Below are 23,498 nucleotides of genomic sequence, written 5' to 3'. Positions count from 1 at the left end.
CTGCTCGCGCAGCCCCTCCGGGATGACGAAGTGAGGGGTGGATCCGGGAGGGAAGCCGGCCAAATCCTGCCCACCTTCGTCATTCCGGAGGGGACGCGCGAGCGTCCGGCTCCGGAACCCACCCGCCGCCGAGAAATGTGTGAATCCCGAAGGTCGCGCCGTGGGTTCCGGCTCCGTCCCGCCATGGGCGGTCCGGTCCGGAATGACGAAAGGGGATATGGCCCCTGCGACGTCATTCCGGACGGGCGCGCCGCCCTCGGCGCGGCCGAGCCGAAACCCACGACGCGACGGGCGGTGCGGAGATTCGCGCCCTATCGCCGCGGCATCGTCGGCTCGGGGGCGGATCGGGCCTGGGCGGCGAGGCGCACCGGGGCGTTGGCGGCGCCGAAGCCGGTGTAGTCGCGGCGCTGCACGATCTCGAAGAAGAACCGGTCGGCGAAGGTGCGGGTGTAGATCTGGAAGTACTCGCCGGCGCCGTCATTGTCGTACAGCACGTCGTGGTCGCGCAGCTCGGCCACTAGCGCGGGATCGAGGCCGAAGCGCACGTCGATGTCGTCGTAGTAGTTGTCCGGGATCGGCAGCGGCGCCTGGCCGTTCGCCTTCATGGCCCGGACCGTGGCGAAGATGTCCCGGGTCTCGAACGCGATGTGCTGGGTGCCGGAGCCGAAGAACTCGGTCAGGAACCGCGCCGACTGGGTCTTCGCGCTCTGCGAGCTGTTCAGCACCAGCCTGACGGTGCCGTCGGGGGCGTGCAGGGCCTGGCTGCGCACCAGCCCGCCGGGATCGGTGATGTCGACCTGCGGCTCCTTCTCGAAATCGAGCAGGGCGGTGTAGGTCAGCACCCAGGTCAGCATCTCCTCGTAGCTCATCGACTGGGCGAGGTGGTCGATGCGCTCCAGCCCGATGCCGCCGTTCGCGCCCTCGTCGGTCAGCTCGAAGTCGACCGACCAGATGTCGGCCAGCGGGCCCTTCGGCTCGACGAAGTAGATCAGGCTGCCGCCGACGCCGCGCACCGCCGGGATCTCCAGCTCGCCCGGCCCGACCGCCTGGGCGAAGGACGGCACCAGCAACTGGCCCGCCCGTGCCATCGCGCCCTCGACGTCCGTGACCCGCAGCGCCACCGCGCAGACCGACGGCCCGTGGACGATGTAGGAGGAGTGGGCGAAGCCCTCCTTGTCGGTGTTGATCACCAGGTTGACCGGGCCCTGGCGCCACAGCTCCACCGATTTCGAGCGGTGGCTGCCGGCGTGGTGGAAACCGAGACCGCCGAGGAAGCCGCGCAGCTGCTCGGCAGTATCCTCGTCGACCGCGAATTCGATGAACTCGACGCCGAGTGCGGCCGGCCGCGGCGGCATGGTCGGCTTGCGCCGGCGCGGGTTGTCGGGCGAGCGCGCCACCTGGTCCATCAGGAACACCAGGCCGCGCTTGCCGTCGGCGGCGGTCTGGCGCGGCGAGCCGGCGCGGAACTGGTCGTTGAAGATCTCCAGCGACAGCATGCCGTCGTAGCCGGTGGCGTCGAGCGCCTGCATGAATCCAGCCAGCGGGTAGTCGCCCTGGCCCGGCATGCAGCGGAAATGCCGGCTGAGCTGCAGCAGGTCCATGTCCAGCTTCGGGGCGTCGGCGACCTGGACCAGCACGATGCGGTCGCCCGGGATCGAGCGGATGCTCTCCACCGGCACGCCGCGGGCGATGGTGTGGTAGGTGTCGAGGATCAGCCCGACATTGGGATGGTCGGCGCGGCGCACGATCTCCCAGGCGTCGCGGTGGTCGCTGACATGCCGGCCCCAGGCCAGCGCCTCGTAGCCGATCGTCAGCCCGCGCCTGGCGGCCCGCTCGCCGAGCTCGCGCAGGTCGTCCGCCGCCCGGTCGATGCCGCCGAGCGCGGCCGGCGAGACGTTGGAGCACACCAGCAGCAGCTTGGTCCCGAGCTCCTCCATGACGTCGAACTTGCGCTCGGCGCGGGCGAAACCGCGGGCGCGCTGCGGTTCGGGCATGCCCTCGAAGTCGCGGAACGGCTGGAACGCGACGCAGGCCAGGCCGAGGTCGCTGACCATGCGGCCGACGTCGCGCGGGCCGCCGTCGAAGCTGAGGAAGTCGTTCTCGAAGATCTCGACGCCGTCGAACCCGGCGGTGGCGATGGCTGCCAGCTTCTCCTCGAGATCACCGCTGAGCGATACGGTGGCGATCGACGTCTTCATGGGCTGCGGCCTCCATCCAGGGCGGGCGTCGTCAGGCGCTGCCGCCGGTTCCGTGACCGGCACGCCATCGGCCGAGCCGGCTCTGCACCGCTGCCCAGGCCGGCGTCTGCCGGGCCAGTAGCAGCACCACGAAAAGGGTCAGCACGAGGCTGATCGGGTGGGTGAGCAGTTCGAGCGCGAATGCCGACGGATCGTCGCGCACCGACAGCATGGCGCGGCGGTACGACACGTCCATCAGCGGCCCCAGGATCACCCCGAGGATCACCGGGCCGACCTGATAGCCATAGATCTTCATGAAATAACCCAGCACCCCGAACGCAAGCATCCAATAGATGTCGATGACGCTGTTCTGGATGGCGTAGGTGCCGACCACCGACAGCACGATGATCAGCGGCACCAGGATAGCGCGCGGGCATTCCACCATCTTCGCGAAGACCCGGATTCCGGTCAGGCCGAATACCAGGGTGAACAGGTTCGCGAGTGTGAGGTTGCCGACCGTGAACCAGAACAGGTGCGGAGTCTCGATCATCAGCATCGGCCCCGGGCGCAAGCCGTGAATGAACAGCGCGCCGATAATGACCGCGGTGACGGCGTCGCCCGGCAGGCCAAGCGTCAGCATCGGGATGTACGCCCCGCCGATCGCAGCGTTGTTGGCCGACTCAGGCGCCACCAGCCCCTCGTAGGCGCCGTCGCCGAACGGCCGCGACGGCTTCTTCACGCTGCGTTTGGCATGGTCGTATGCCATCAGCGAGGCGATGTCGCCGCCGGTGCCGGGCAGTGCGCCGATCACCACGCCGATTGCGGAACTGCGGATCGACAGCGGAATGTACCGCTTCACCACATCCCAGCTCGGCACGATGCGGTCGACCTTCTGGCGGATCGGCTTGGCGTCAAGCTGGTGGAGCTGCACCAGCGCCTCGGCGACGCCGAAGAAGCCGATCATCGCGGCCACGTATGGGATTCCACCCAGCAGCGAGACCTGGCTGAAGGTGAAGCGCTGCTCGGCGGTCAGCGGGTCCATGCCCACCATGCCGATCAGCACGCCGAGTGCTCCAGCGAACACGCCCTTGGCGAGTGACTCGCCGGACAGACTGCCGACCAGCAGGAGGCCGATGACCGCCAGCAGCAGATAGTCGCGCGGTGCGAACATCAGCGCGAACTCGGAGATCGCCGGCGCCGCGACCGCCAGCGCCACGACGCCCATCATGCCGCCGATCACCGACACCACGGTGCTGACGCCGATCGCCCGCCCGGCCTCGCCGCGCTGCGCCAGCGGGAATCCGTCGAGCGCCGTCGCAATCGCGCTCGGGGCGCCGGGGATGTTCAGCAGGATCGCGGTGCGCGACCCGCCGTAGACGCCGCCGCAGAACACGCCGGCCATCAGCGCCAGGGCCTCGTTGACGTCCCAGGCGAAGGTGAACGAGATCAGGATCGACACCGCCATGGTGACCGACAGCCCCGGGATCGCGCCGATATAGACGCCGGCCAGGGTGCCGAGCGCGGTCAGCGCCAGCAGCGACGGGTCGAGCCAGGCCATCAGGAAATAGGGCAGCGCCGAGCCGTCCATCACATCCACCCCGCCTCGGGCAGCACGACCTGGAAGCCGATCCGGAAGACGACGTAGATCGCGACTACCGCGACAGCGGCGACCAGCGCCGCGCGCACCGGCCGGCCGCGCTGCAGGAATAGGATCGTGGCGAACAGGAATCCGCCGGCCGCGGCCACGAAGCCGGCCGGCTCCAGGGTCACCATCAGGCCGACGATCAGGACGATCGAGCCGAGCAGCACCGGCGGGGTCACCTGTCGGACGAATCCGGCGGGATCCGGACGGCCGCGCTCGCGCACCAGCACGGTGGCGAGCGACAGCACCATGACCCCGGCGGCGACCATGGGGAACACGCCCGGCGAGCTGACCGCCGAGAAGCCGGAGATCGTGTAGGCCTGGTACAGCAGGAACAGGCTGAGGGCCAGCAGGGCCAGGGTAAAGGCCCGCTCTCCCGGCTGCCGTGGACGTGGTTGCGACACCCGACTCTCCCTGGTGGCGGAAGGGCGGCTCCGTGGATGGAGCCGCCCCGCCCGTCCTACGGCTTCGGGATGCCGAACTCGGCCGGCGAAGCCTTGGTCGCATTCGCCTCGTGCAGCACCCAGGCGGTCGTCGACTGCCACTTCCCGAGGAACTCGTCGGCCTCGGTGCCGGCGATGTTCATCATGATGTTGCCGCGCCCCACCATCAGGTCGACGAACTTCGGATCCGAGGCGGCCTGCTTGAACGCGGCGACCAGCTTCGCCTTGGCGTCATCCGGCACGTCGCGCTTCACGAACACCCCGTAGAACGGGCCCCACGGCAGGTACTTGCCGAACCCCTCGAAGTCGGCGGTGATCGGCGGAACGCCGGGCAGGGCGGCGATCTCGCCGTCATTCACCACCGCCAGCACCTTCACCCGTCCGGCCTTGATGTGCTCGGCTGCGGCGCTAAGCCCGGCCGGCATGAAGTCTACATGACCGCCCAGCAGCGCGGTGATGCCCGGGCCTTCGCCGTCGAACGGCACCGCCGTCACCGGAAAGTCGATCACGGTCTTCAGCAACGAGCCGACCACATGTGGCAGGCCCCCGGGCCCGGTCGAGCCCATCTTGACCTCGCCGGGCCGCTTCTGGACGTCGGCGACCAGATCCTTCACGGAGGTCCACGGCATATCGTTGTTGGCGACGATGACGGCGACGCCGTGCGCCAGGATGTTCACCGGGTAGAAGTCGGCGTAGTCCATCTGCGAGAGCTGCAGGACCTTGTGGAGCTGCGGGTTCTCGGCGCCGTACAGGAGCGTGTAGCCGTCGGACGGGCGGGCGGCGACGAAGGCGGTCGAGATCGCCCCGGTGCCGCCGGGCTTGTTCACCAGCACGATTTGCTGGCCGAGCGCGGATTCGACCAGCGGAGTGACCGCACGGGCGACCGTGTCGGTAGCACCGCCGGCGCCCCACATGATGATGCCTTGCAGGTCCTTGGCGGGGTAGTCGGCAGCGTGGCCCGCCGGGCCGCCTGCCAGCAAGGCGATGGCCGCGACGGCCCCGAGCAGTCTGATCTTCATCGGTGTTCCTCCCTATGGCTTCTTCGCCGGGCCGATACCCGGCCCGGTCGACGGCCAATTTCCATCTGGCTTCTTCGCCGGGCCGATACCCGGCCCGGTCGACGGCCAATTTCCATCGGCTGACCGTGCCACCCGCAAGGCCGCGGGTGGAGTCCGTTTCCGAGGCATCGGCTTGGATACCAGAATCGATGATACAGAAAGCTAACGTCAAATACGCAGAATGCTAACGGCGTAACATTACGTTAATTCATTCGGCAGTCGCCGGATCGGCAACCGCCCGCATCTCGTCGCGCAGCGTCGACACGAAGTTCTCGGCATAGGTCGACAGCGGCCCGTCGTTGCGGTGCGCGGCGTAGGTCTCGAAGCCGGTGTCCTCCTCGATCTCCAGGCAGCGGATGCCGGACACCTGACCGTGGGCTACCGTGAACTGGTCGATCACCGCGATACCGAGGTCGGCCGCCACCAGGCTGCACACGGTTGACCCGAAGCGGGCGCGGATGGTCGTGTCGTAAGTCAGGCCCTCGCGCGTGAAGATCCGGGCCATGATCGAACCGTACGGGTCGTTGGGATCGATTCCGATCAGTGGATAGCCGACGATCTGCCGAGCCGAGACCGATTCCTCGCTGGCCAGCGGATGACTCTCGGGCACCACGCAGATCAGCCGGCCGCGGGCCAGCGGCTCGAAGGTCACGATCGGATGGTCGAAGCGGTAGCTCATCGCCACCACCTCGCCGCGGCGCAGCAGCAGGTAGTCGACCGCGTCCTCGACCTTCAGGATGTTGATGTCGATCCGCAGCTGCGGGTAGCGCCGCCGCAGCCGCTCGATCGCCCGCGGCACCATCACGTTGGCGATGCTGGGGACCGAGCCGAGGCTGAGTTCCTTGGTCTCGCCGCGCTTCATGCGGTCGATCGCTGTCTGCAGGTCGCCGACCTTCCGGTACACCGTGTCGACCAGGTCGAAGACGTCGCGCGCCTCCGGCGTCGGGTCGTAGCGGCCGTGTCGGCGGATGAACAGCCGGAACCCCAGGGTGTCCTCGGTGTATTTCATCAGCCGGCTGATGCCGGGCGCCGAGACGTTCAGCAGCCTGGCGGCGCCGGCGATGGTGCCGGTCACCATGACCGCCCGGATGACCTCGATCTGGCGCAGGGTGATCATCGCCGGGCCGCTCAGCGCACCCGGAACCGGGCATGGGCGGTCAGGCCGTCGGCGTCGATCACCGTCACCGTCGCGAAGCCGAGCCCATCCGGCTGCCAGGCGGCGTCGCGGCGATGCGGCGGGGCCGGCAGCGGGCGGCCGTCGACCAGCCAGACCAGCGGCCGCCGCCCGCCGCGGGCCTGCAGCGCGATCGGCCGGTCCGACGGGCGCTCGATCTCGCTGCCGTCGCGCGGATAGGCGATGCGCACCGGGTCGGCCGTCGGGGTGTCCGGGCGCGGCGGGAAGTAGGCCAGCGCCGGTGGCAGCGGGTGGGCGGACGGCGGACTGCCGCCGCCGCTCGGCGGCGCGGCGGCCAGGCTTCGTGCCGTCGGCAGGATGTCGAACAGCTCGAACAGCAGCGGGGCGGCCGAGCGGGCGCCGAAATGGCCGGGGCGCGGGGTGCCGTCGGGCCGGCCGACCCAGACGCCGACCGCCAGGCCGTTGCCGACGCCGACCGCCCAGGCGTCGCGGAAGCCGTAGGAGGTCCCGGTCTTCCAGGCCACCGGTCCGCCGCGGCGCCGGGCCGAATGAGTCGGGTGCGGGGTCCCCTCCAGGATGCGGGCGATCTCCCAGGCGGCGCCGGGGCTCAGCAGCGGTCGCGAGGCTTCGCCGGTCGGGCCGCCGGCCCGGACCGTCAGTGGCCGGACCCGGCCGTCGCCGGCGAGCGCCGTGTACAGGCTCACCAGGTCTTCCAGGCTGGTCCCGACGCCGCCGAGGATGACGGCGAGGCCGGCCCGGTCGCCGGCGTGCGGCAGCTCGAGGCGGGCGTCGGCCGAGGCCAGTCTGCGCAGGAACCGGCCCGGGCCGTAGCGGTCCAGCACCGCCACCGCCGGCACGTTGAGCGACAGCCGCAGGGCGTCGGCAGCTGTCAGCTGCCCGAGATGCACCGGGGCGAAGTTGGCCGGCGCGTAGCCGGCGATCCGCAGCGGCGCGTCGGTCACCATGCTGCGCGGGTCGAGGAAGCCGTCGTCGAACGCCAGCCCGTAGAGGAACGGCTTGAGGGTCGAGCCCGGCGAGCGCACCGCGCGGGTCATGTCGACCTGACCCGAGCGTCGGGTCGAGAAGAAGTCGGGCGCGCCGAGATGGGCGAGCACCGCGCCGGTCGCGGCATCGGCGACCACCACGGCTAGGCCGGCCTCCGGGTCGAGGGTCTCGGCCCAGCGCAGGGCCATGCCCTCGATCCGGCGCTGCAGGTCGCCGTCGAGGGAGGTGCGGATCTCCACGGTGCCGGAATCCGCTGCCAGGGCCAGCCGGCGGGCCAGGTGCGGGGTGCGCATCGGCATCGCCCGACGGGTGTCCGGGATCGGGTCGCGCCGGGCCTCGGCGGCGACGGCGGTCGGGATCACGCCGGCCTCGGCCGCCCGGTCCAGGATGCGGTCGCGGGCCCGCCGCGCCGCCTCCGGGTGGCGGTCCGGCCGCAGCCGCTCCGGGGCCTGCGGGATCGCCACCAGCAGGGCCGCCTCGGCCGGGGTGAGGGCGACGGGCTCGCGGCCGAAATAGGCGAGCGAGGCGGCCCGGATGCCCTGCAGGTTGCCGCCGAACGGCGCCAGGGTGAGGTAGCGGGCGAGCACCGCGTCCTTGTCGAGCCGCACCTCCAGGACCAGGGCACGCAGCGCCTCGACCGCCTTGGCGCCGAGGGTGCGCGGCTGCGGGTCGAGCAGCCGGACCGTCTGCATGGTCAGGGTCGAGGCGCCGGAGACGACACGGCCATTGGCCAGCATCTGGCCGACCGCCCGGCCGACCGCCAGCGGGTCGACGCCGGGGTGATATCGGAACCGCTTGTCCTCGATGGCGGTCAGCATGGCGAGATACAGCGGCTCGACCCGGGCCGGGTCGGCCGGCAGCCGCCAGGCGCCGTCGGCCGAGAGGAACACCCGCAGGGCCCGTCCGTCGCGGTCGGCGACGGTCAGCGACGGGTCGACGGCGCGGTCGAGCGGCCGGGTCAGCCGGTCCCAGGCGGCCGGCGCCGCGCTCGCCGCGACGATCGCGACGAGCACCAGTCCCAGGATGCCGGCCCGCCGGGTCACCGCGTCACTTCGGGGTCGCGGCGGCGTCGACCACCGTCACCATGCCGAGGCTGCCGCGTGCGAACCGGTGGGGCTGGTACATGTCCTCGACATAGGGGGCCGGGGCCACGAAGCGGCCGCGGGTGACCGCCCGCACGATGTAGGCGGCGGTGAAGCCGGGGCGATCGGCCGACAGGTCGTAGGCGGCGATGAACCGGTCGTCGCGCATCTCGACGTGGCGGGCCTCCGTCAGTTCCGGCAACCATCCGAAGTCGCCGACGTCGCCGCCGTTGCGCAGCCGGGTGTTCTCGATCTCCAGGCCGGCCGGCAGCAGGTCGACCAGCAGGCCCTGATGCTCCGGACCGAGGTCGCTGGTGCCGGCCAGGATCACGACGTAGCGCTCGCCCTGGACCAGTCCGGAACCGTCGGCGACCGGCTTGCCGTCGAGCGCATAGACAGCCCGTTCGACGGAGAAACCCTCGGCTTCCGGCGGCTGGGCGGCGGTCGGGATGCCGGTGCTGGAGATCGCCACCCGCAGGGTGTCGGCGCCGCGGTTGGAGATCAGATAGCCGCGGTCGAGCTGGTCGGGCGTCGGGAACACGCTGATCGGCCGGGTCTGCGGGCCGACCAGCCGGCCGTCGATCTCGGCCGCCACCGCGTGCTGGCGCTCGATCATCGCCTTGGCGGCCAGCACCAGCCAGCTCATCTCCTGGGTGCTGAGCCAGCGCCGCCGGCCGGCCATGTCGGCGACCTGGTCGACCAGCTGGCCGATCGCCTTGTCGTCGCTGCCGCTCTCGGTCATCACCGTCAGTCGGAGTGCGGCGTCGCGCAGGCGCGTCCCGTAGTCGTGCCGCCACCAGTCGCGCTGCGGCACCTCGGTGTCGGCCAGCAGCCGGCCAGCCCGGTCGGTCTCGCCGAGCAGGCCGAGGGCGGCGGCGAGCTGGCCGCGGGCGCCGTAGGGCAGGCGGTCGGCGCGGTTGTCGGCGACGTAGCGGGCGGCGCCGGCGATCCCGGTGCGGCCGGCCTTCGCCAGGACGTGGAAGGCGTAGGGCCGGGCCACCGAGGTATCGGTCCACTCGGCCTGCTCGACCACGTTGGCTTCGAGCCAGTCCAGCCCTTGTCCGTAGGCGCCGTCCGGCACGGTGAGGCCGGCCGCGCGGGCCCGGGTCAGGAAGTCGAGCGCGTAGGCCGACAGCCAGGGCTCGGCCGCGCCGTAGGCGTCCCACAGCGAGAACGCGCCGTCCGAGCGCTGCATGTTCAGGATCCGCCAGACCGCCTTCTGCGCCCGCTCGCGCAGGGCCGCGGTGTCTTCGTCGAGCCCGGCATAGGCCGCCAGCTCGTCGAGGTAGAGCAGCGGCATCGCGGTGCTGACGGTCTGCTCCAGGCAGCCGTAGGGGTAGCGGTACAGCCGGTCGATCAGGTGCGGCAGGTCGAAGGTCGGCGCGGTGCCGAGGGTCACCCCGGTGCGCACGGTCCCGGGCCGGAACCCGCTGGCCAGCTCCGGGTCGAGCCGCAGCATGCTGCCGGGCGCCAGCCACACGGTGCGGCGCTCGGTGTGCACGGCCTGGGCCGGCCGGACGGTCAGGGCGAACCGCCGGGACAGGGCCAGGTCGCCCGGGCCGGCCAGCGACAGGGCGATCTCGGCCACCCCGCTGCCGGTCGCCTCGATGCGGACCCGCCGCTCGGCCTTGCCGCCGGTCGCCAGGGTCACCGACTGCTCGCCGCCGTCGCGGATCGCGACCGGGCCGTCGGCGGTGACGGCGATCCGGTAATCGCCGGCGGCACCGGTGAGGTTGTGCAGTTCCAGGGTCAGCTCGGCGCTGTCGCCGGGCGCCAGGAAGCGCGGCCGCGACAGCTCGGCGACCACCGGCGGCCGGACCGGCAGCGGCGCCTCGGCATGGCCGACCTTGTCGTCGGAGAACGCCACCGCCATCAGCCGCAGCTCGCCGTTGAAGTCGGGGATGTCCAGTGGCACCTCGACCCGGCCGCCGGGACCGACCTCGACCAGCCCGGAGAACAGCGCCACCGTCTCGTAGGCGTCGGCGCCGAGGCCGGCGTTCTGGTCGGCCATGGCGTCGCCGCCGGCCCGCAGTTCGCCGATCCGGTCGTAGGCGCCGTCGATCAGCCGGCCGTACAGGTCGCGCAGGTCGACCGGCAGCCGGCGCTTGCCGAAGTAGTGGGATTCCGGGTCGGGGGTCTCGTAGCCGGTCAGCGCCAGCACCCCGCGGTCGACCGCGGCCAGGGTCAGCCAGGCCTTCTCGCCGACCGCCAGCCCGGACACTGCGACCGGGATCGCCAGCCGGCGTTCCGGCCGGGTCTCGTCCGGCGCCAGGATCGACACCGCGAGCTTGCGGTCGCCGCGGTCCAGGGTCAGCCAGGTCAGGCCGATCGCCCGGCCGGGCGCCGGCGGCGCGTCGGCCTTGGCCGGGTCGGCGCTGCCGGGCCGCAGCAGCGTCACCGCCACATAGGCGCCGGCCGCACCCCAGCCGTCGTCGGCGGTCAGCGTGAACTCGGCGCCTTCCGCCGGGATCGTCACCCGCCGGGTCTGCAGGACCCTGTCGCCGAGCACGGTGACCAGGGCCTCGCCGGCATAGGGCGGCTCGACGAACACCCGGGCGGCGTCGCCGGGACGGTAGCTGTCCCTGTCCAGGCTGACCTTGACCTTGTCGGGGGCGGCGCCGGCCGAGGGGCCGGCCCGCCAGCCGGCCTGGAAACGGACGCTGGAGGCGACGCCGGTCGCGGCGTCGTAGACCTCGAGGCGGTACCAGCCCCACTCGACCGGCACCGACATCGCCACCGGGCCGGCGGCGGAGTCGAGCTTGCCGGAATCGACCCGGCGGTTGTTGAACGAGCTCTCGACCTCCCAGTTGCCGTTCACCTGCACCCAGTCGTAGTGCCAGACCTCGCGGATCAGCTCCCAGGACAGCCCCTGGCTGGCGACCGCGGCGCCGGCCGGGTCGAGCGCGACCACCTGGAAGGCGGCGGCGCTGTCTTCCTGGACGGTGGCGTCGGCGAAGCCCGGCTTGATGCCGATGGCCAGCGGCTGACGGTGGACCTTCAGGTCGAGCGACCGGGTGACGCCGCGCCCGCCCGGCTCCAGCAGGGTCGCGCGGACCCGGGCCAGCAGCGGCAGGGTGGTGTCGGCCAGGGCCGGCAGGGTCGCCGCGACGGATCCCTTGCCCTCGGCGTCGGTCCGGCCCTCGGCCAGCTCGGTGCGCACCGCCGTCCATTCCTCGGTGGCGAGGCCGAAGCCGTAGCCGGCCCAGTCCGGGAACGGTTCCGGGTCGACGGTCACCACCAGCTCCGAGGTCACCCGCAGCCCGGCGGCCGGCGCCCCGAACAGGAAGCGGCCGTTCAGTCCGACCTCGACGGTCTGGTCGGCGGCGATGCCTGCCGTGTCTGCCGTCAGCTCGAGGTCCAGCCGCTCCGGCACGAAGTCCTCGACCGAGAACGCGAACTCGGCCACCGGTGCCGCCTTCGGGTCGGCGTACAGCCGCGCGCTCCAGCGCCCGGTCGGCACCGACTTCGGCAGCTCGACGTCGGACTGGTAGGCGCCGCCGTCGCGGGCCGCCAGCACCGTCCGGCGGAAGTCCTGGCCGTCCGGCCGCACGACCGCGAGGGTCAGCGGCATGCCGGCGGTGGCGCGCGCCTCGGCGGTGCGCAGCAGGGCGGCGAGATGCACGGTCTCGCCGGGCCGGAAGATGTCGCGGTCGGCCCACAGGAAGCCGTCCAGCGGCCCCGGCGGGGTGCGGCCGGCGACCCCGCGGTCGGACAGGTCGAAGGCCGGGCCGGTCAGGCGCAGCACCGTGAAGTCGTGGTTCGGCCCGTAGGCCAGCAGGGCGGTCGCCTCGTTGCCGCCGCGGCCGCGCAGCAGCCCGCCGGGGAAGTCCACGCGGCCCTCGGCGTCGGTGGTGGCCTTGCCCAGGATCTTGTTGTTGCGGGCCAGCAGGACCGTCTCGACCCCGGCCACCGGCCGGGCCGTGTCCAGGCCGTTGACGAAGGCGGTCAGCCCGGCCTCGCCGGTGAAGGTGGTGAGTCCCAGGTTGGACACCACCAGCCACTGGGTGGCCAGCGCGTTCCACGGCTCGTCCGGCCCGTCGGCGGCGACCGCTGTCACCACGTGCACGCCGGGCAGCGAGCGGTCGACGATGCGGTCGATCGGGATGCCGGTACGGACCCGCCGGTTGCGCGGACCCGGCGTCTCCACGGTGCCCTGCCAGACCAGCTCGCCGTCGGTCTGCTCGATCTGCTCGGCCCACCAGCCGGTCATGGTGCGGCTGAAGTCGCCCTCGGCGAGCTCGTCGATCAGGTTGCGGTCGACGATCCGCAGGACCCGCAGGCGGACCTCGTCGACGTTGACGGTGGTGACCGGCAGGGCGGTCTCGCCGGCCTGGGCCAGCACGTAGCCGCCGCCGGCGAAGCCGACCGAGGACGGGGCGTCGGGAATCGCCACGCCGACGGTGTCGGTCGTCGCGGTCTTCGCCCCGTCGGCCGCCGGCACCCCGGCCCGCACCAGGATCTCGTAGCGCCGGCCCCAGTCGAGCCCGCCCAGGCACAGCGCGCCGTCCTGCACCCGCACGTCGGTCTGCGCCTTCGGCGACACCGCCACATAGTCCTCGGGGAAGCTGCCGGCCGGGAACGCGACCGGCGCCGAGTAGTCGAGGCAGATCGTCGGGGTGCTTCCGTCCAGCAGGTAGCGCTCCTTGGCGAAGCGCATTCCGTCGGCCGCTGCCGCGCCGGTGGCGGTCACCATCGCGGCAAGCGTCAGGGATGCCCAGGCGGCGGTGCGGGTATGGCGAAAGGCGGGCATGCAGGCCTCCGGCGGAACGGGACGCGGGTGCCGGCCCCGTGCTGCGGCCGGCAGATCCGATCATCCTCGGCACTCGTGGCGAAACAATGCCCATTTTGCGGGCGGAAGGGGACTCCGCTCGTGCGGGACCGGTCCGGCGCGCCCGCTACCCCGGCAGCGTGACCGGCCCGAGCGCGTCGTAGACGTCGCCCGGCCCCGGATTCCCCGGCGCCGAACCGCCGCCGAAATGCGCGGTCACGCCCCACACCGCGTTCAGCGCGGTCTGCACCGCGCCCTCGACCCAGGCCGGGGTCCAGGAGACGTCGTCGCCGGCCAGGAAGATGCCGCGCTGCTCCGGCGGCATGGCCTTCTGCACGAAGTGGCCGTACATGCGGTGATTGTAGCGGTAGTGGCCGGGCAAGGCGCCCTTGAAGGCGCCGAGGAAGTTCGGGTCGCTCTCCCACGACACGGTGATCGGGTCGCCGATGATGTGGTCGCGGATCGCCACCCCCGGATAGATCTTGGCCAGCGCCGACAGCGCCAGGTCGACCCGCTTCTCGACCGGCAGCGGCAGCATCTTCAGGGCGTCGCTCATCCAGGAATAGGTCAGGCAGATCACCCCCGGCCGGTCCGGCCCGTTGTCGAACAGGTAGGTGCCGCGGGTCAGCCGGTCGGTCAGGGTCATGCTCATGCGGTCGCGCCCGGTGGCCGGGTCGACGTCCTTCCAGAACGGCCGGTCGACCATCACGAAGGTCTTGGACGACTGCATGTAGCGGGTGCGGTCGAGCGCCATCCACAGCGGCTGCGCGAACAGCGACTCGTCGCAGTCGATAGCGGTGGTCAGCAGCCAGGACTGGCAGGTCGCCACCACCGCGTCGACGGTCCGGGCCCGGCCCCAGCGGTCGGTCACCGCGAACTTGCCGCCGGCATGCCGGGCGATCCGCGTGACCCCCGGCCTGGGCGCGCCGCCGTGCAGGCCGGCCAGGCTGGTCCCGCGCGGCCAGTGCGCCACCCGTTCCGGCGCACGGCGCCACAGCCCCTGCGGCACCCGCTCGACGCCGCCGACCACCAGGCGCTGGTTGTCGTCGCAGCCGGTCAGCACGACCCGCAGGATCTCCAGCATCGAGTTCGGGAAGTCGCTGTCCCAGCCGCCGGTGCCGAAGCCGACCTGGCCGAACACCTCGCGGTGCCGGAACGGCAGGGCCCGGAACGCCGAGGACGAGGCCACGAAGTCGTAGAAGGTGCGCTCGTCCCACAGCGGCACCAGGGCGTTCCACAGCTCCTTCAGCCGCCCGGCGTCGCGCGCCCGCAGTGCCGCCTGCAGGGCGGTGAAGCCGGCGCCCTCCTCGAGCGCCGACGCCCAGGCGACGGCGACCTCGCGGAACAGCGCCGGCAGGTCGTCCAGGGTGCGGGCGTAGAAGGTCTCGCCCTCCAGGTCGATGACCGTGCTGCCGGCCGCCGGGGTCAGCGGGTTCGGGAACGGTCGCGATTCCACGCCGACCCGGTCCGCATAGTGCCAGAACGCGGTCGAGGACTCCGGGAACCGCATGCCGCCGAGCTCGGCGACGATGCCGTCGGCGCCCTCGAAGGGCTGCGAGCGCAGCCGCCCGCCGAGCTGGCCGGACTCGTAGACGACGGGGCGCAGGCCGAGCTTCATCAGCTCGTAGGCCACGATCAGCCCGGCGATGCCGGCGCCGACCACCGCGACCTCGGCGCCGTGCCGCTCGGCCGGAATCGCGCCGAGCCCGGCCGGATGCGCCAGCCAGTCGTCGTAGGCGAACGGAAAGTCCGGGCCGAAGGCGGTGACCGGGCCGGGTGAGGGAGTCATGGCGCTCCTCGGGTGGTCATCGAGATGCCCATCGCTGCGTGGGTCCCGGAGCCACCCGCTGACGCGGGCCCTCCGGGATGACGGAAAGGAGAGCGGCCGACGACCTCGCCACTCCTCGTCATCCCGGAGGGGCTGCGACAGCAGCCGGCTCCGGGACCCACCCGCCGTCTCGTCGTCCGATCCATCAGTACAACCCCGGCCGGCGGTCGCGCAGGTAGGTGAGCGATGTGCGGGCGGCGTCGATCCGGGCGCGGTCGAGGTCGGCGACCAGCAGTTCCTCGCCGGTTCCGGCGCGCGCCAGGTCGCGGCCGTCGGGACTGCAGACGCAGGACAGCCCGCAATAGTCGAACCCACCCTCGTGCCCGACATAGTTGGCATAGGCCACGAACACCGTGTTCTCCTCGGCCCGGGCCGGCACCAGCCGGGTCGCCACGCTGTGGAACGGCGCCATGTTGGCGGTCGGCACCAGGATCGCCTCGGCCCCGGCCAGCGCCAGGGCGCGGGCGACCTCCGGGAACTCGATGTCGTAGCAGACCGCCAGGGCGACCCGGAAAGCGCCCTGGGGGCCACCGACCTCGACCACCGGCGACAGGGTGCGGCCGGCGCTGAACTGGCCGCGGTCGACCGCGCCGAACAGGTGGGTCTTGCGGTAGCCGGCCAGCCGCCGGCCGTCGGCGTCGATCAGCTGGACGGCGTTGTAGACGGCGTCGCCGTCCCGCTCGGGCCAGCCGTACAGCAGGGCGACCCCGTGCCGGCGGGCGATCGCGGCGGCCTCGCGGGCGGCCGGTCCGTCGGCCGGTTCGGCGAGCGTCGCGACCGCCTCGGGGCCGATGGCGTAGCCGGTCAGGAACATCTCCGGCGTCACCAGCAGCGCCGCACCGGCGGCGGCGGCACGGCTCGCCGCGGCGTCCAGCCGGGCCAGGCCGGCGGCAGTGTCGGGCGCACCGGGGGCGCATTGCAGGAGGGCGATCCGCATGTCGCCGTCATAGCGCGACGGGGCTATGTTTACCATCGGCGCGGCATGCGGGGCCGCGGCCAGATAAGGAGTGGCCGATGTCCGCCATCATCGACGCCCACCAGCATTTCTGGCGGCCGGCCCGCGCCGACTACGGCTGGCTGACGCCCGACCTGGCGCCGCTGTACCGCGACTTTCTGCCGGGCGACCTGGCACCGCTGATGGCCGCCAACGGGGTCGCCGGCACGGTGCTGGTGCAGGCTGCGCCGACCGAGGCGGAGACCGGCTTCCTGCTCGACCTCGCCGAGGCAAACGGCTTCGTGCGCGGCGTGGTCGGCTGGACCGATCTGGCGGCGCCCGACGCGCCCGAGCGGATCGCCGCGCTGGCCGCGCATCCGAAGTTGGTCGGGCTGCGGCCGATGGTGCAGGACATCGCCGACGACGACTGGCTGCTGCGGGAAGACCTGGCACCGGCGCTGCGGGCGATGGTCGGGCACGACCTCGCGTTCGACGCCCTGGTGCTGCCGCGCCACCTGCCGCGGCTGGCCCGGCTGCGCGACCGCCACCCGGAACTGCGGATCGTCGTCGACCACGGCGCCAAGCCGGCGATCCGAGACCGCGCCTTCGAGCCCTGGGCGCGGGATATCGCGGCGATCGCCGCCGACGGCCGGTCTGTATGCAAGCTGTCGGGATTGGCCACCGAGGCCGGCCCTGAATGGACTGCCGACGGCCTGCGCCCCTGGGTCGATCACCTGCTGTCCTGCTTCGGCCCGGACCGCCTGGTCTTCGGCAGCGACTGGCCGGTGCTGACCCTCGTAGGATCATATGACGACTGGGTTTCGGCAGTGCGCTGCTACCTGGCCGGCCTGTCCGCCGCCGAGCGGGCGGCGGTGCTCGGCGGCAACGCGATGCGGGTGTACCGTCTGGACCGGTGAGCCCGCATATGGTCGTTGCTGTATACACCAAATCCCGACGAACGTCCGAGTGTGGTGTCCTGGAGCCCTTGACTCTGCCATACCAGCCGATACCGTTCTCGTCTGTATACAGTTCGCACGCAGCCGTGGAGCCCATCCCATGAGCCAGTCGCTGGACGCCCTGCTGAAGCTCCGCGACCTGATCCTGAACGGCGACCTGCGGCCCGGCGACCGGGTCTCCGAGCTGCCGCTGGTCGAGCGGCTCGGGGTGTCGCGCACGCCGGTCCGTCTCGCCCTGGTCAAGCTGGAGCACGAGGGCCTGCTGGAGGCGCTGCCGAGCGGCGGCTATGTGGTCAAGGCGTTCGGCTACGACGAGATCGTCGACGCCATCGAGCTGCGCGGCGTGCTGGAGGGCACCGCCGCCCGGCTGGCCAGCGAGCGGCTGGGCCGGCGCTCCGAGCTCGACGCCCTGCGCACCTGCGTGCGCCAGCTCGACGCGGTGGTCGGCCCGGACAGCGGCGCCGGCGGATTCAGCGCCTATGTGTCGCTGAACCAGCGCTTCCACCGCCTGCTTCTGGGGCTGGCCAAGAGCACCGCCCTGGAACGCGCCCTCGACCACGCCACCTCGCTGCCCTTCGCCTCGCCGTCGGCGTTCTTCTTCGCGCAGTCCGAGCTGCCGCGCTCGCGCGAGATGCTGATCGTGGCGCAGGACCAGCACCGAACCATCCTGGAGGCCATCGAGAACCGCGAGGGCGCGCGCGCCGAGGGCCTGGCCCGCGAGCATGCCCGGCTGGCGCGCCGCAACCTCGACCTGGCGCGCAGCGACCGCAGCCTGCTCGACGGCGTGCCCGGCGCCGCCCTGATCCGCCTCAGGGACGCGGTCTGACCGGCCCTGCCGACCGACAACGACAAAGAACACCGCGACAAAGAAGACTGTTGGAGGAGATCACCATGGATGCCGCCCCGTTCCGCTTCGACCATGTCGGCAGCCTGCTGCGCCCAGCCCGGCTGCAGGAGGCCCGGGCCCGCGCCATGGAGGGCAAGTGCAGCGCCGACGAGCTGCGTGCGGTCGAGGACGACTGCATCCGCGAGGTGGTGCGCCGGCAGGAGGAGGTCGGCCTCGACGCGGTCACCGACGGCGAGTACCGCCGGACCTTCTTCCACACCGACTTCCTGCAGCGCCTGGGCGGGGTGACGATCGAGGAGGGCGAGTTCAAGGCGGCGTTCCGCAAGGACGACGGCACCACCGTCGGCTTCAAGCCGCCGACCATGCACATCACCGGCAAGATCACCCATGACGAGCCGATCCAGGGCCGCGACTTCGACTTCCTGAAAGCCGCCACCACGCGCACCCCGAAGGTGACGATCCCGTCGCCGTCGATGCTGCACTTCCGCGGCGGCCGCAAGGCGATCGACGAGGCGGTGTATCCCAGCCTGGACGACTTCTACGCGGATCTCTCGGCCGCCTATGCCGACGAGATCGCCGACCTGGCGGCGCGCGGCTGCCGCTACCTGCAGATGGACGACACCAACCTCGCCTATCTGTGCGACGACTCGATCCGCGAGAGCACGCGGGCGCGCGGCGACGACCCGGACGAGCTGACCCACACCTACTGCCGGCTGTTTAACGAGGCGATCAAGAGCCGCCCGGCCGACATGAAGGTCTGCGTGCATCTGTGCCGCGGCAACTTCAAGAGCGCCTGGGTGGCGCAGGGCGGCTACGAGCCGGTGGCCGAGATCCTGTTCAACGAGATGAACATCGACGGCTTCTTCCTGGAATACGACGACCAGCGTTCCGGCGACTTCGCGCCGCTGCGCTTCGTGCCGAAGGGCAAGCGCGTCGTGCTCGGCCTGATGACCACCAAGCACCCGGAGCTGGAATCCAAGGCCGACCTGGAGCGCCGGATCGAGGAGGCGGCGAAATACGTGCCGCTCGACCAGCTCTGCGTCAGCCCGCAATGCGGCTTCTCCTCGACCGCCCACGGCAACGACCTGACCGAGTCCGACCAGTGGCGCAAGCTGGCGCTGCTGAAGGAGGTGGCGGAGGAGGTGTGGGGGTAGGGGGCTTGTTGCCCGGCCATCTGCTGCCCAATATGAGGGCAGTTGGCCGGGCAACCAAGGAGGCTCCGATGTCGATCGCGATCGTCGAGGAAGTGGCCCGCAAACTGGGTGGCCGGGCGGTGCTGGGCGTCGACGTACGCTCGCAGGGCGACCTGGTACAGCTGGTCCGCCGGCGGCTTCCCCTGGAGGCTCTGGGCGGCCTCGCGAAGGCCGGTTTGAGCGAGCGGGAGATCGAGCAGTTGGTGATCCCGCAACGGACCCGCCGGCACCGGGTGGCGAAGCGGCAGTCTCTGACGGTCGAGGAGTCAGAGCGTGCCGTCCGCCTGATGCGGATTCAGGCCCTTGCCGAGGACTGCTTCGGCCAACCCGACAAGGCTGCCATCTGGCTGCGCCGGCCGCTGGCCGAGCTCGGCAACGAGACGCCGCTGACGCTCTCTCAGACCGAGGCGGGTGTTCGGCTGGTCGAGACCATCCTCGGCAAGATCGCCTGGGGTGCCGCCGCCTGATGCGGCTCTGGCGGTTGTCGGGGACGCGGCATGCGGAAGCCTTCGACGGCGGCTATGGCCTGCTGTACGACGGCCGTTGGAACAGCGTCGGCCATGCGGTCACCTACTGCGCGACCTCGCCGGCGCTCTGCGTGCTCGAAAAGCTGGTGCATGTGGAGGATCCGTCGTTGCTGCCGGACCTCGTCATGGTCGTCTACGAGGCGCCGGACGACCTCGCGGTCGAAAGGCTCCGGGTCGACGACCTGCCGCTCGACTGGCGGCGGATGGAAGGCTGGACCCAGCGCCGCGGGGACGGCTGGCACGGTCTCCGTGCGACCCCGCTCCTGCAGGTCCCGTCCGCGATCGTCCCGCTGCCGGGCTCACCGGACCTGAACGTGGTCATCAGCCACGAGCATCCGGACACCGCTCGGATACGCCTCGTGGACATGATGAGGTTCGAACTCGACGTGCGGCTCCTGTAGCCGGGCCGGCGTGGGGCGGCTACCGGTCGATGGCCGATGCCTGCCGGAGTCCGGCCCATGGCTTGGCGCTCGCTCCTCGGTCCGATGCCTGCGGTCCTCGATCGGATCGGCTCGAGCAGGATGCCAACCCCTCCACCAGCACCGTCGCCCGCACCGACACCGCCCCCCACCACGCCATGCGGTCGAGGGCGTCGGCCGGGACCGGCAGGTCGTAGCGGTCGGTGTCGGTCTCGCGGTCGTCGGGCTCGACCCAGGGGTCGTCGACAACGTAGCCAGCGTCGCCGTCGGTCCCGTGCACCAGTACCCAGTGCGGGATCGCCTCGCCGTGGAACATCGTCTGGTCGATCAGCACGATGGCGGAGCCGCCGGCGGCGACAGTCGCGGCGAGGTCGGCGTGGGTCCATTCCCGGATTTCGCTGGCGACGCCGCGCTCGGCGGCCTCGGCGCGGAAGCCGGCCTGCACGAAGCGCATCAGCTCGAGCTGGGAGTCCTCGTAGGCGCGGCCCATGAAGAACGGGCCCTCGGTGCTCGAGACTACGCGCACGCCGAGCCCGAGCCGGGCGCCGACGCAGGCGACCCCGAACGGGTCGCAGCCGCCGGGGCCGCGCGGGGCGTGCACGGTGGTCGCCTGGCGCCACAGGTCGATCTCGGTGCGGCGGTCGACCGGGGCCGCCGGGTCGAGGCGGCGATGGGCCAGCATCAGGGCGACCGCGCCGCAGGTGAACCAGGTCGACTGGGCGTAGTAGGGCAGGGTGCGGGGCGTCGAGGCGTCGAGCCGACGCTCGAACCGCCGCACCGGGCGGGCCGGCTGGGCGGCGTGCACGGCCGGGTCGACGGGGTGGAAGCCGGCCGCCCGCAGCGCCGCTGTCGCCGGGTCGCCGATCGCGAGCTCGGCCCTTACCACGGTGCATCCGCGCGCCGCGGCGGCCTCGACGAAGCCCGCCAGCGCCGGTGCCGCCTCGGCCCCGGGGCCGTCGATCTCCAGGATGCGGGCGAGCCCGGTGGCGCTGCGCACCACGCCGGCGACAGCGACGCCGCCGGCGCTCGCCACGATCGGCGCCAGCCGCCCGTCCGCCGGCAGGCCTGCACTGTCCATGCTGCGGGTTCCCCAGGGCGCATCGCCGGATCGCGGGCCGCGTCCCCGGACAGTAGAGGCCCGGCGCCGGGGACTCGGCAAGCCCCGGTCGCCGGTCGTGGCTATTGGCCGATGGCCGCTATTGGAAGGTGTAGGAGCCCATCTGGCACAGGTCGAGGCCGTAGTCCTCGAAGGTCTGACCGTCTGCGAACTCGGTGCGGACGTCGTAGATGCATGTGCTGCGGCCGTCGGCGATCAGAATATCAATCTCGTTGCCGACCGGCAGGAAGCCGCCCGCGATCAGGTTCTCCTCCCACGAACTGGTTCCGGCGTGCGACACGTGGAACGCCGTCACATCGGCATTGCTGCCGTTGATCAGGGTGAATTCCAGGTCCTCGGCCAGGGCTGTGCCGCCGATCGTCACCGAAAGCGCAAGTGCGAGTGCAATAGTTCGCGTCATGATTTTCCCCGTTTGCTGTCGCCGTCCGCGCGCTGCCGCGGGACGACCTCTCCTCCGGCGTCGAGCCTAGTAGGGAATTCGTGAAAATTAGGATAAAATTATCCGAATGTTCGGGCGCACCGGCGGCGCCCGGCCCTGGACGGCTCCGCGGCGATGCCTAGTATGCAGGGGTGTATGGGTTTTCCAGGTGGGAGCGGACCGATGGCGGAAGCGGACGGGGGACCGGGGACCCCGGCACGGGCGCGCCAGGATTTCCTGAGGAACGTGTTCCGGAACCGGGCGCTGCGGACCCGCGCCGAGGCGACTGCCGCAGCCGAACTGGTGGAATGGCTCGGGCTGCCGTCGCACCACGATCCGCAGAAGAACTGGGACACATTGAAGTGCCTGCACTTCGCGCTGTCCCACAAGAAGCCGGACATGCCGGTGCTCGACGTCGGGTCGAGCCGCAGCGTGATCAACCGCTGGCTCTCGATTCTGGGGTTCCGGAACCTGTATGCATGCGACCTGCTGGCCAAGGACCCGTCGTACTTCGAGCCTTACGGAATCCGCTTCTCGATCCAGGACCTGACCCGGACGAGCTACGAGTCGGAGTTCTTCAGCACCATCACCTCGATCTCGGTGATCGAGCACAACGTCGACCTGGCGGCCTATCTCGACGAAATGGCGCGGCTGCTCAAGCGCGGCGGGCTTCTTCTGACCTCCACCGACTACTGGTCCGAGCCGGTCGACTGCGGCGGGATCTTTCCCTACGGCCCGGACGGTGGCGAGATGAAAGTGTTCGAACCGGATGGCATACGTGAGTATGTTCGCCTGGCTCAGGAGCGCGGCTTCAGCCTGGCGGCGCCGCTCGAACTCGACACCGAGGAGAAGGTCATCCACTGGGAGCGGGTCGATCGGCGATATACGTTCATGTTCATTGCCCTGCGGCGGAAATGACGGGAGCACGGGCCGTGGCGCGCCGCCGCAGGAAGGCTGAGATCGCGGACACCGGATCGGCGGTCGGGGAGGCTGTTGCGGCACCGGACATCCCGGCGCTGTACCGGCGGGTCGTCGAGAGCAACCGCTTCCTGCCGATACCCAAGGCCGAGCAGAGCTTCGTCGGGGACGGTGACTTCCGGGCGATCGGGGCGGAGTTCCTGGAACATTTCATCCGCCACGGCGGGCTGCGGCCGGACAGCGACGTGCTCGACTACGGCTGCGGGATCGGCCGGATGGCGCTGCCGCTGACCCAGTACCTGTCGCCGGGCGCGAGCTATGTCGGGGTCGACGTCAACCGGCAGGGACTGGCCTGGTGCCGCCGCCGCATCTCGAAGGTCTATCCGAACTTCACCTTCCGTCACGTCGATTACAGCAACCCGCTCTACAACCCCTCCGGCAAGGCGTCCCCGTGGGAGCATCCCCTGCCGTTCGCCGCGGGCAGCTTCGACTTCGTCATCGCCACGTCGGTGTTCACGCACCTGTCGCGCCATGATTTCAAGTCCCTGGTGAGGCAGTTGTCATCGCTGCTGCGGACCGGCGGCCGGCTGTTCGCGACCTTCTTCCTGCTGGACGATGTCTCGGTCGAGGCGATGGGACGGGGCGGGGCGCGGCTGACCTTTCCGGACGCGGGCGCCCGCATGACGGCGGGCGCCGTCGGGCATCCGCCGGGCTCGGCGGTCGCCTTCCGGCGCGACTACGTCGAAAGCATCCTGGAGGGCAACGGGTTCTCGGTCGGCAAGCCGCTGCTGCGCGGAACCTGGTCCGGCGCAGGCGGCGGCCTGACCTACCAGGACGTGATCGTCGCCGAGCGGCGGCCTTCCGGCATGGGGACGCGCGAATCCGACAGCCCGGCGAATGCTGCGACAGATGGCCGTTGAAGTGCGTGGCCGCGCCGTTGATAGTTCTCGGTGGGGAGTGATCGCCGGGAGATGGTCCGGCGATTGTTGCGAGATGTCTGAGGCGAGACAATCCGGTCGGGGACATTGACC

18 protein-coding genes are annotated in these 23,498 nt (G+C 71.4%); 7 read left to right on the top strand and 11 right to left on the bottom strand.

Features of this window, described 5'->3' with window-relative positions:
* Positions 1–311 precede the first annotated feature (311 nt).
* The 9 genes from RIC31_RS01770 to RIC31_RS01730 all read right to left on the bottom strand — a co-directional run bounded on the left by RIC31_RS01770 (position 312) and on the right by RIC31_RS01730 (position 16,111).
* Entirely contained in the window at positions 312–2,198 is a 1,887-nt protein-coding gene (locus RIC31_RS01770) for a bifunctional sugar phosphate isomerase/epimerase/4-hydroxyphenylpyruvate dioxygenase family protein (protein ID WP_350100454.1), read from the bottom strand.
* A gap of 31 nt (positions 2,199–2,229) precedes the next feature.
* Positions 2,230–3,765, bottom strand: coding sequence for a tripartite tricarboxylate transporter permease (locus RIC31_RS01765; RefSeq protein ID WP_350100451.1), 1,536 nt, complete (start codon positions 3,763–3,765; stop codon positions 2,230–2,232).
* The gene (locus RIC31_RS01760) at positions 3,765–4,223 is read right to left on the bottom strand and encodes a tripartite tricarboxylate transporter TctB family protein (RefSeq protein ID WP_350100448.1); all 459 of its coding nucleotides are present in this window, start codon (positions 4,221–4,223) and stop codon (positions 3,765–3,767) included. Before RIC31_RS01760 ends, RIC31_RS01765 begins: the two co-directional genes overlap by 1 nt.
* A gap of 56 nt (positions 4,224–4,279) precedes the next feature.
* Complete coding sequence (locus RIC31_RS01755; RefSeq protein WP_350100445.1) at positions 4,280–5,281, bottom strand: Bug family tripartite tricarboxylate transporter substrate binding protein; 1,002 nt, start codon at positions 5,279–5,281, stop codon at positions 4,280–4,282.
* A 247-nt stretch (positions 5,282–5,528) separates the two neighbouring features.
* The gene (locus RIC31_RS01750; protein WP_350100442.1) at positions 5,529–6,437 is read right to left on the bottom strand and encodes a LysR family transcriptional regulator; all 909 of its coding nucleotides are present in this window, start codon (positions 6,435–6,437) and stop codon (positions 5,529–5,531) included.
* An 11-nt stretch (positions 6,438–6,448) separates the two neighbouring features.
* Complete coding sequence (gene pbpC, locus RIC31_RS01745; RefSeq protein WP_350100437.1) at positions 6,449–8,503, bottom strand: penicillin-binding protein 1C; 2,055 nt, start codon at positions 8,501–8,503, stop codon at positions 6,449–6,451.
* Between the two features lie 4 nt (positions 8,504–8,507).
* Positions 8,508–13,292, bottom strand: a complete 4,785-nt coding sequence (locus RIC31_RS01740) for an alpha-2-macroglobulin family protein (protein ID WP_350100434.1) — start codon at positions 13,290–13,292, stop codon at positions 8,508–8,510.
* Positions 13,293–13,437: 145 nt separating this feature from the next.
* Positions 13,438–15,099, bottom strand: a complete 1,662-nt coding sequence (locus tag RIC31_RS01735) for a flavin monoamine oxidase family protein (protein ID WP_350100431.1) — start codon at positions 15,097–15,099, stop codon at positions 13,438–13,440.
* A gap of 184 nt (positions 15,100–15,283) precedes the next feature.
* Positions 15,284–16,111 (bottom strand): carbon-nitrogen hydrolase family protein, encoded by an 828-nt coding sequence (locus RIC31_RS01730; RefSeq protein ID WP_350100429.1) that lies wholly within the window; start codon positions 16,109–16,111, stop codon positions 15,284–15,286.
* Between the two features lie 41 nt (positions 16,112–16,152).
* On the opposite strand from RIC31_RS01730, the gene RIC31_RS01725 reads away from it, so the two are divergent.
* The 5 genes from RIC31_RS01725 to RIC31_RS01705 all read left to right on the top strand — a co-directional run bounded on the left by RIC31_RS01725 (position 16,153) and on the right by RIC31_RS01705 (position 19,996).
* Positions 16,153–16,989, top strand: coding sequence for an amidohydrolase family protein (locus tag RIC31_RS01725; RefSeq protein WP_350100427.1), 837 nt, complete (start codon positions 16,153–16,155; stop codon positions 16,987–16,989).
* 139 nt (positions 16,990–17,128) lie between these two features.
* Positions 17,129–17,854: a GntR family transcriptional regulator gene (locus tag RIC31_RS01720; RefSeq protein WP_350100425.1), complete on the top strand. Its 726-nt coding sequence runs from the start codon at positions 17,129–17,131 to the stop codon at positions 17,852–17,854.
* A gap of 65 nt (positions 17,855–17,919) precedes the next feature.
* Entirely contained in the window at positions 17,920–19,029 is a 1,110-nt protein-coding gene (locus tag RIC31_RS01715) for a 5-methyltetrahydropteroyltriglutamate--homocysteine S-methyltransferase (RefSeq protein WP_350100423.1), read from the top strand.
* Between the two features lie 68 nt (positions 19,030–19,097).
* Complete coding sequence (locus RIC31_RS01710) at positions 19,098–19,535, top strand: Xre family toxin-antitoxin system antitoxin (RefSeq protein WP_350100421.1); 438 nt, start codon at positions 19,098–19,100, stop codon at positions 19,533–19,535.
* Positions 19,535–19,996, top strand: a complete 462-nt coding sequence (locus tag RIC31_RS01705; protein WP_350100419.1) for an RES family NAD+ phosphorylase — start codon at positions 19,535–19,537, stop codon at positions 19,994–19,996. Before RIC31_RS01710 ends, RIC31_RS01705 begins: the two co-directional genes overlap by 1 nt.
* Before the next feature lie 19 nt (positions 19,997–20,015).
* Here RIC31_RS01705 and RIC31_RS01700 read toward each other — a convergent pair whose 3' ends face one another.
* Both RIC31_RS01700 and RIC31_RS01695 read right to left on the bottom strand, forming a co-directional pair.
* Complete coding sequence (locus RIC31_RS01700) at positions 20,016–21,092, bottom strand: peptidase C39 family protein (RefSeq protein ID WP_350100417.1); 1,077 nt, start codon at positions 21,090–21,092, stop codon at positions 20,016–20,018.
* A gap of 118 nt (positions 21,093–21,210) precedes the next feature.
* Complete coding sequence (locus RIC31_RS01695) at positions 21,211–21,531, bottom strand: hypothetical protein (protein WP_350100414.1); 321 nt, start codon at positions 21,529–21,531, stop codon at positions 21,211–21,213.
* 201 nt (positions 21,532–21,732) lie between these two features.
* On the opposite strand from RIC31_RS01695, the gene RIC31_RS01690 reads away from it, so the two are divergent.
* Positions 21,733–22,467, top strand: a complete 735-nt coding sequence (locus RIC31_RS01690) for a methyltransferase domain-containing protein (RefSeq protein ID WP_350100412.1) — start codon at positions 21,733–21,735, stop codon at positions 22,465–22,467.
* 14 nt (positions 22,468–22,481) lie between these two features.
* Positions 22,482–23,387, top strand: a complete 906-nt coding sequence (locus tag RIC31_RS01685) for a class I SAM-dependent methyltransferase (RefSeq protein ID WP_350100410.1) — start codon at positions 22,482–22,484, stop codon at positions 23,385–23,387.
* Positions 23,388–23,498: the final 111 nt, after the last annotated feature.

The organism is Thalassobaculum sp. (assembly GCF_040219615.1).
Taxonomy (GTDB): Bacteria; Pseudomonadota; Alphaproteobacteria; order Thalassobaculales; family Thalassobaculaceae; genus Thalassobaculum_A.
The sequence above is the reverse complement of the archived record's forward strand: the minus strand, read 5'-3'. Positions and strand labels throughout refer to the sequence as shown.

Excerpts from the sequence above, each read along its gene's own strand:
- RIC31_RS01690 (WP_350100412.1), top strand. The coding sequence starts at position 21,733 with ATGGCGGAAGCGGACGGGGGACCGGGGACCCCGGCACGGGCGCGCCAG.
- RIC31_RS01735 (WP_350100431.1), bottom strand. The coding sequence starts at position 15,099 with ATGACTCCCTCACCCGGCCCGGTCACCGCCTTCGGCCCGGACTTTCCG.
- RIC31_RS01710 (WP_350100421.1), top strand. The coding sequence starts at position 19,098 with ATGTCGATCGCGATCGTCGAGGAAGTGGCCCGCAAACTGGGTGGCCGG.
- RIC31_RS01700 (WP_350100417.1), bottom strand. The coding sequence starts at position 21,092 with ATGGACAGTGCAGGCCTGCCGGCGGACGGGCGGCTGGCGCCGATCGTG.
- RIC31_RS01720 (WP_350100425.1), top strand. The coding sequence starts at position 17,129 with ATGAGCCAGTCGCTGGACGCCCTGCTGAAGCTCCGCGACCTGATCCTG.
- RIC31_RS01750 (WP_350100442.1), bottom strand. The coding sequence starts at position 6,437 with ATGATCACCCTGCGCCAGATCGAGGTCATCCGGGCGGTCATGGTGACC.
- RIC31_RS01730 (WP_350100429.1), bottom strand. The coding sequence starts at position 16,111 with ATGGTAAACATAGCCCCGTCGCGCTATGACGGCGACATGCGGATCGCC.
- RIC31_RS01770 (WP_350100454.1), bottom strand. The coding sequence starts at position 2,198 with ATGAAGACGTCGATCGCCACCGTATCGCTCAGCGGTGATCTCGAGGAG.
- RIC31_RS01705 (WP_350100419.1), top strand. The coding sequence starts at position 19,535 with ATGCGGCTCTGGCGGTTGTCGGGGACGCGGCATGCGGAAGCCTTCGAC.
- RIC31_RS01715 (WP_350100423.1), top strand. The coding sequence starts at position 17,920 with ATGGATGCCGCCCCGTTCCGCTTCGACCATGTCGGCAGCCTGCTGCGC.
- RIC31_RS01695 (WP_350100414.1), bottom strand. The coding sequence starts at position 21,531 with ATGACGCGAACTATTGCACTCGCACTTGCGCTTTCGGTGACGATCGGC.
- RIC31_RS01725 (WP_350100427.1), top strand. The coding sequence starts at position 16,153 with ATGTCCGCCATCATCGACGCCCACCAGCATTTCTGGCGGCCGGCCCGC.
- RIC31_RS01740 (WP_350100434.1), bottom strand. The coding sequence starts at position 13,292 with ATGCCCGCCTTTCGCCATACCCGCACCGCCGCCTGGGCATCCCTGACG.
- RIC31_RS01765 (WP_350100451.1), bottom strand. The coding sequence starts at position 3,765 with ATGGACGGCTCGGCGCTGCCCTATTTCCTGATGGCCTGGCTCGACCCG.
- RIC31_RS01755 (WP_350100445.1), bottom strand. The coding sequence starts at position 5,281 with ATGAAGATCAGACTGCTCGGGGCCGTCGCGGCCATCGCCTTGCTGGCA.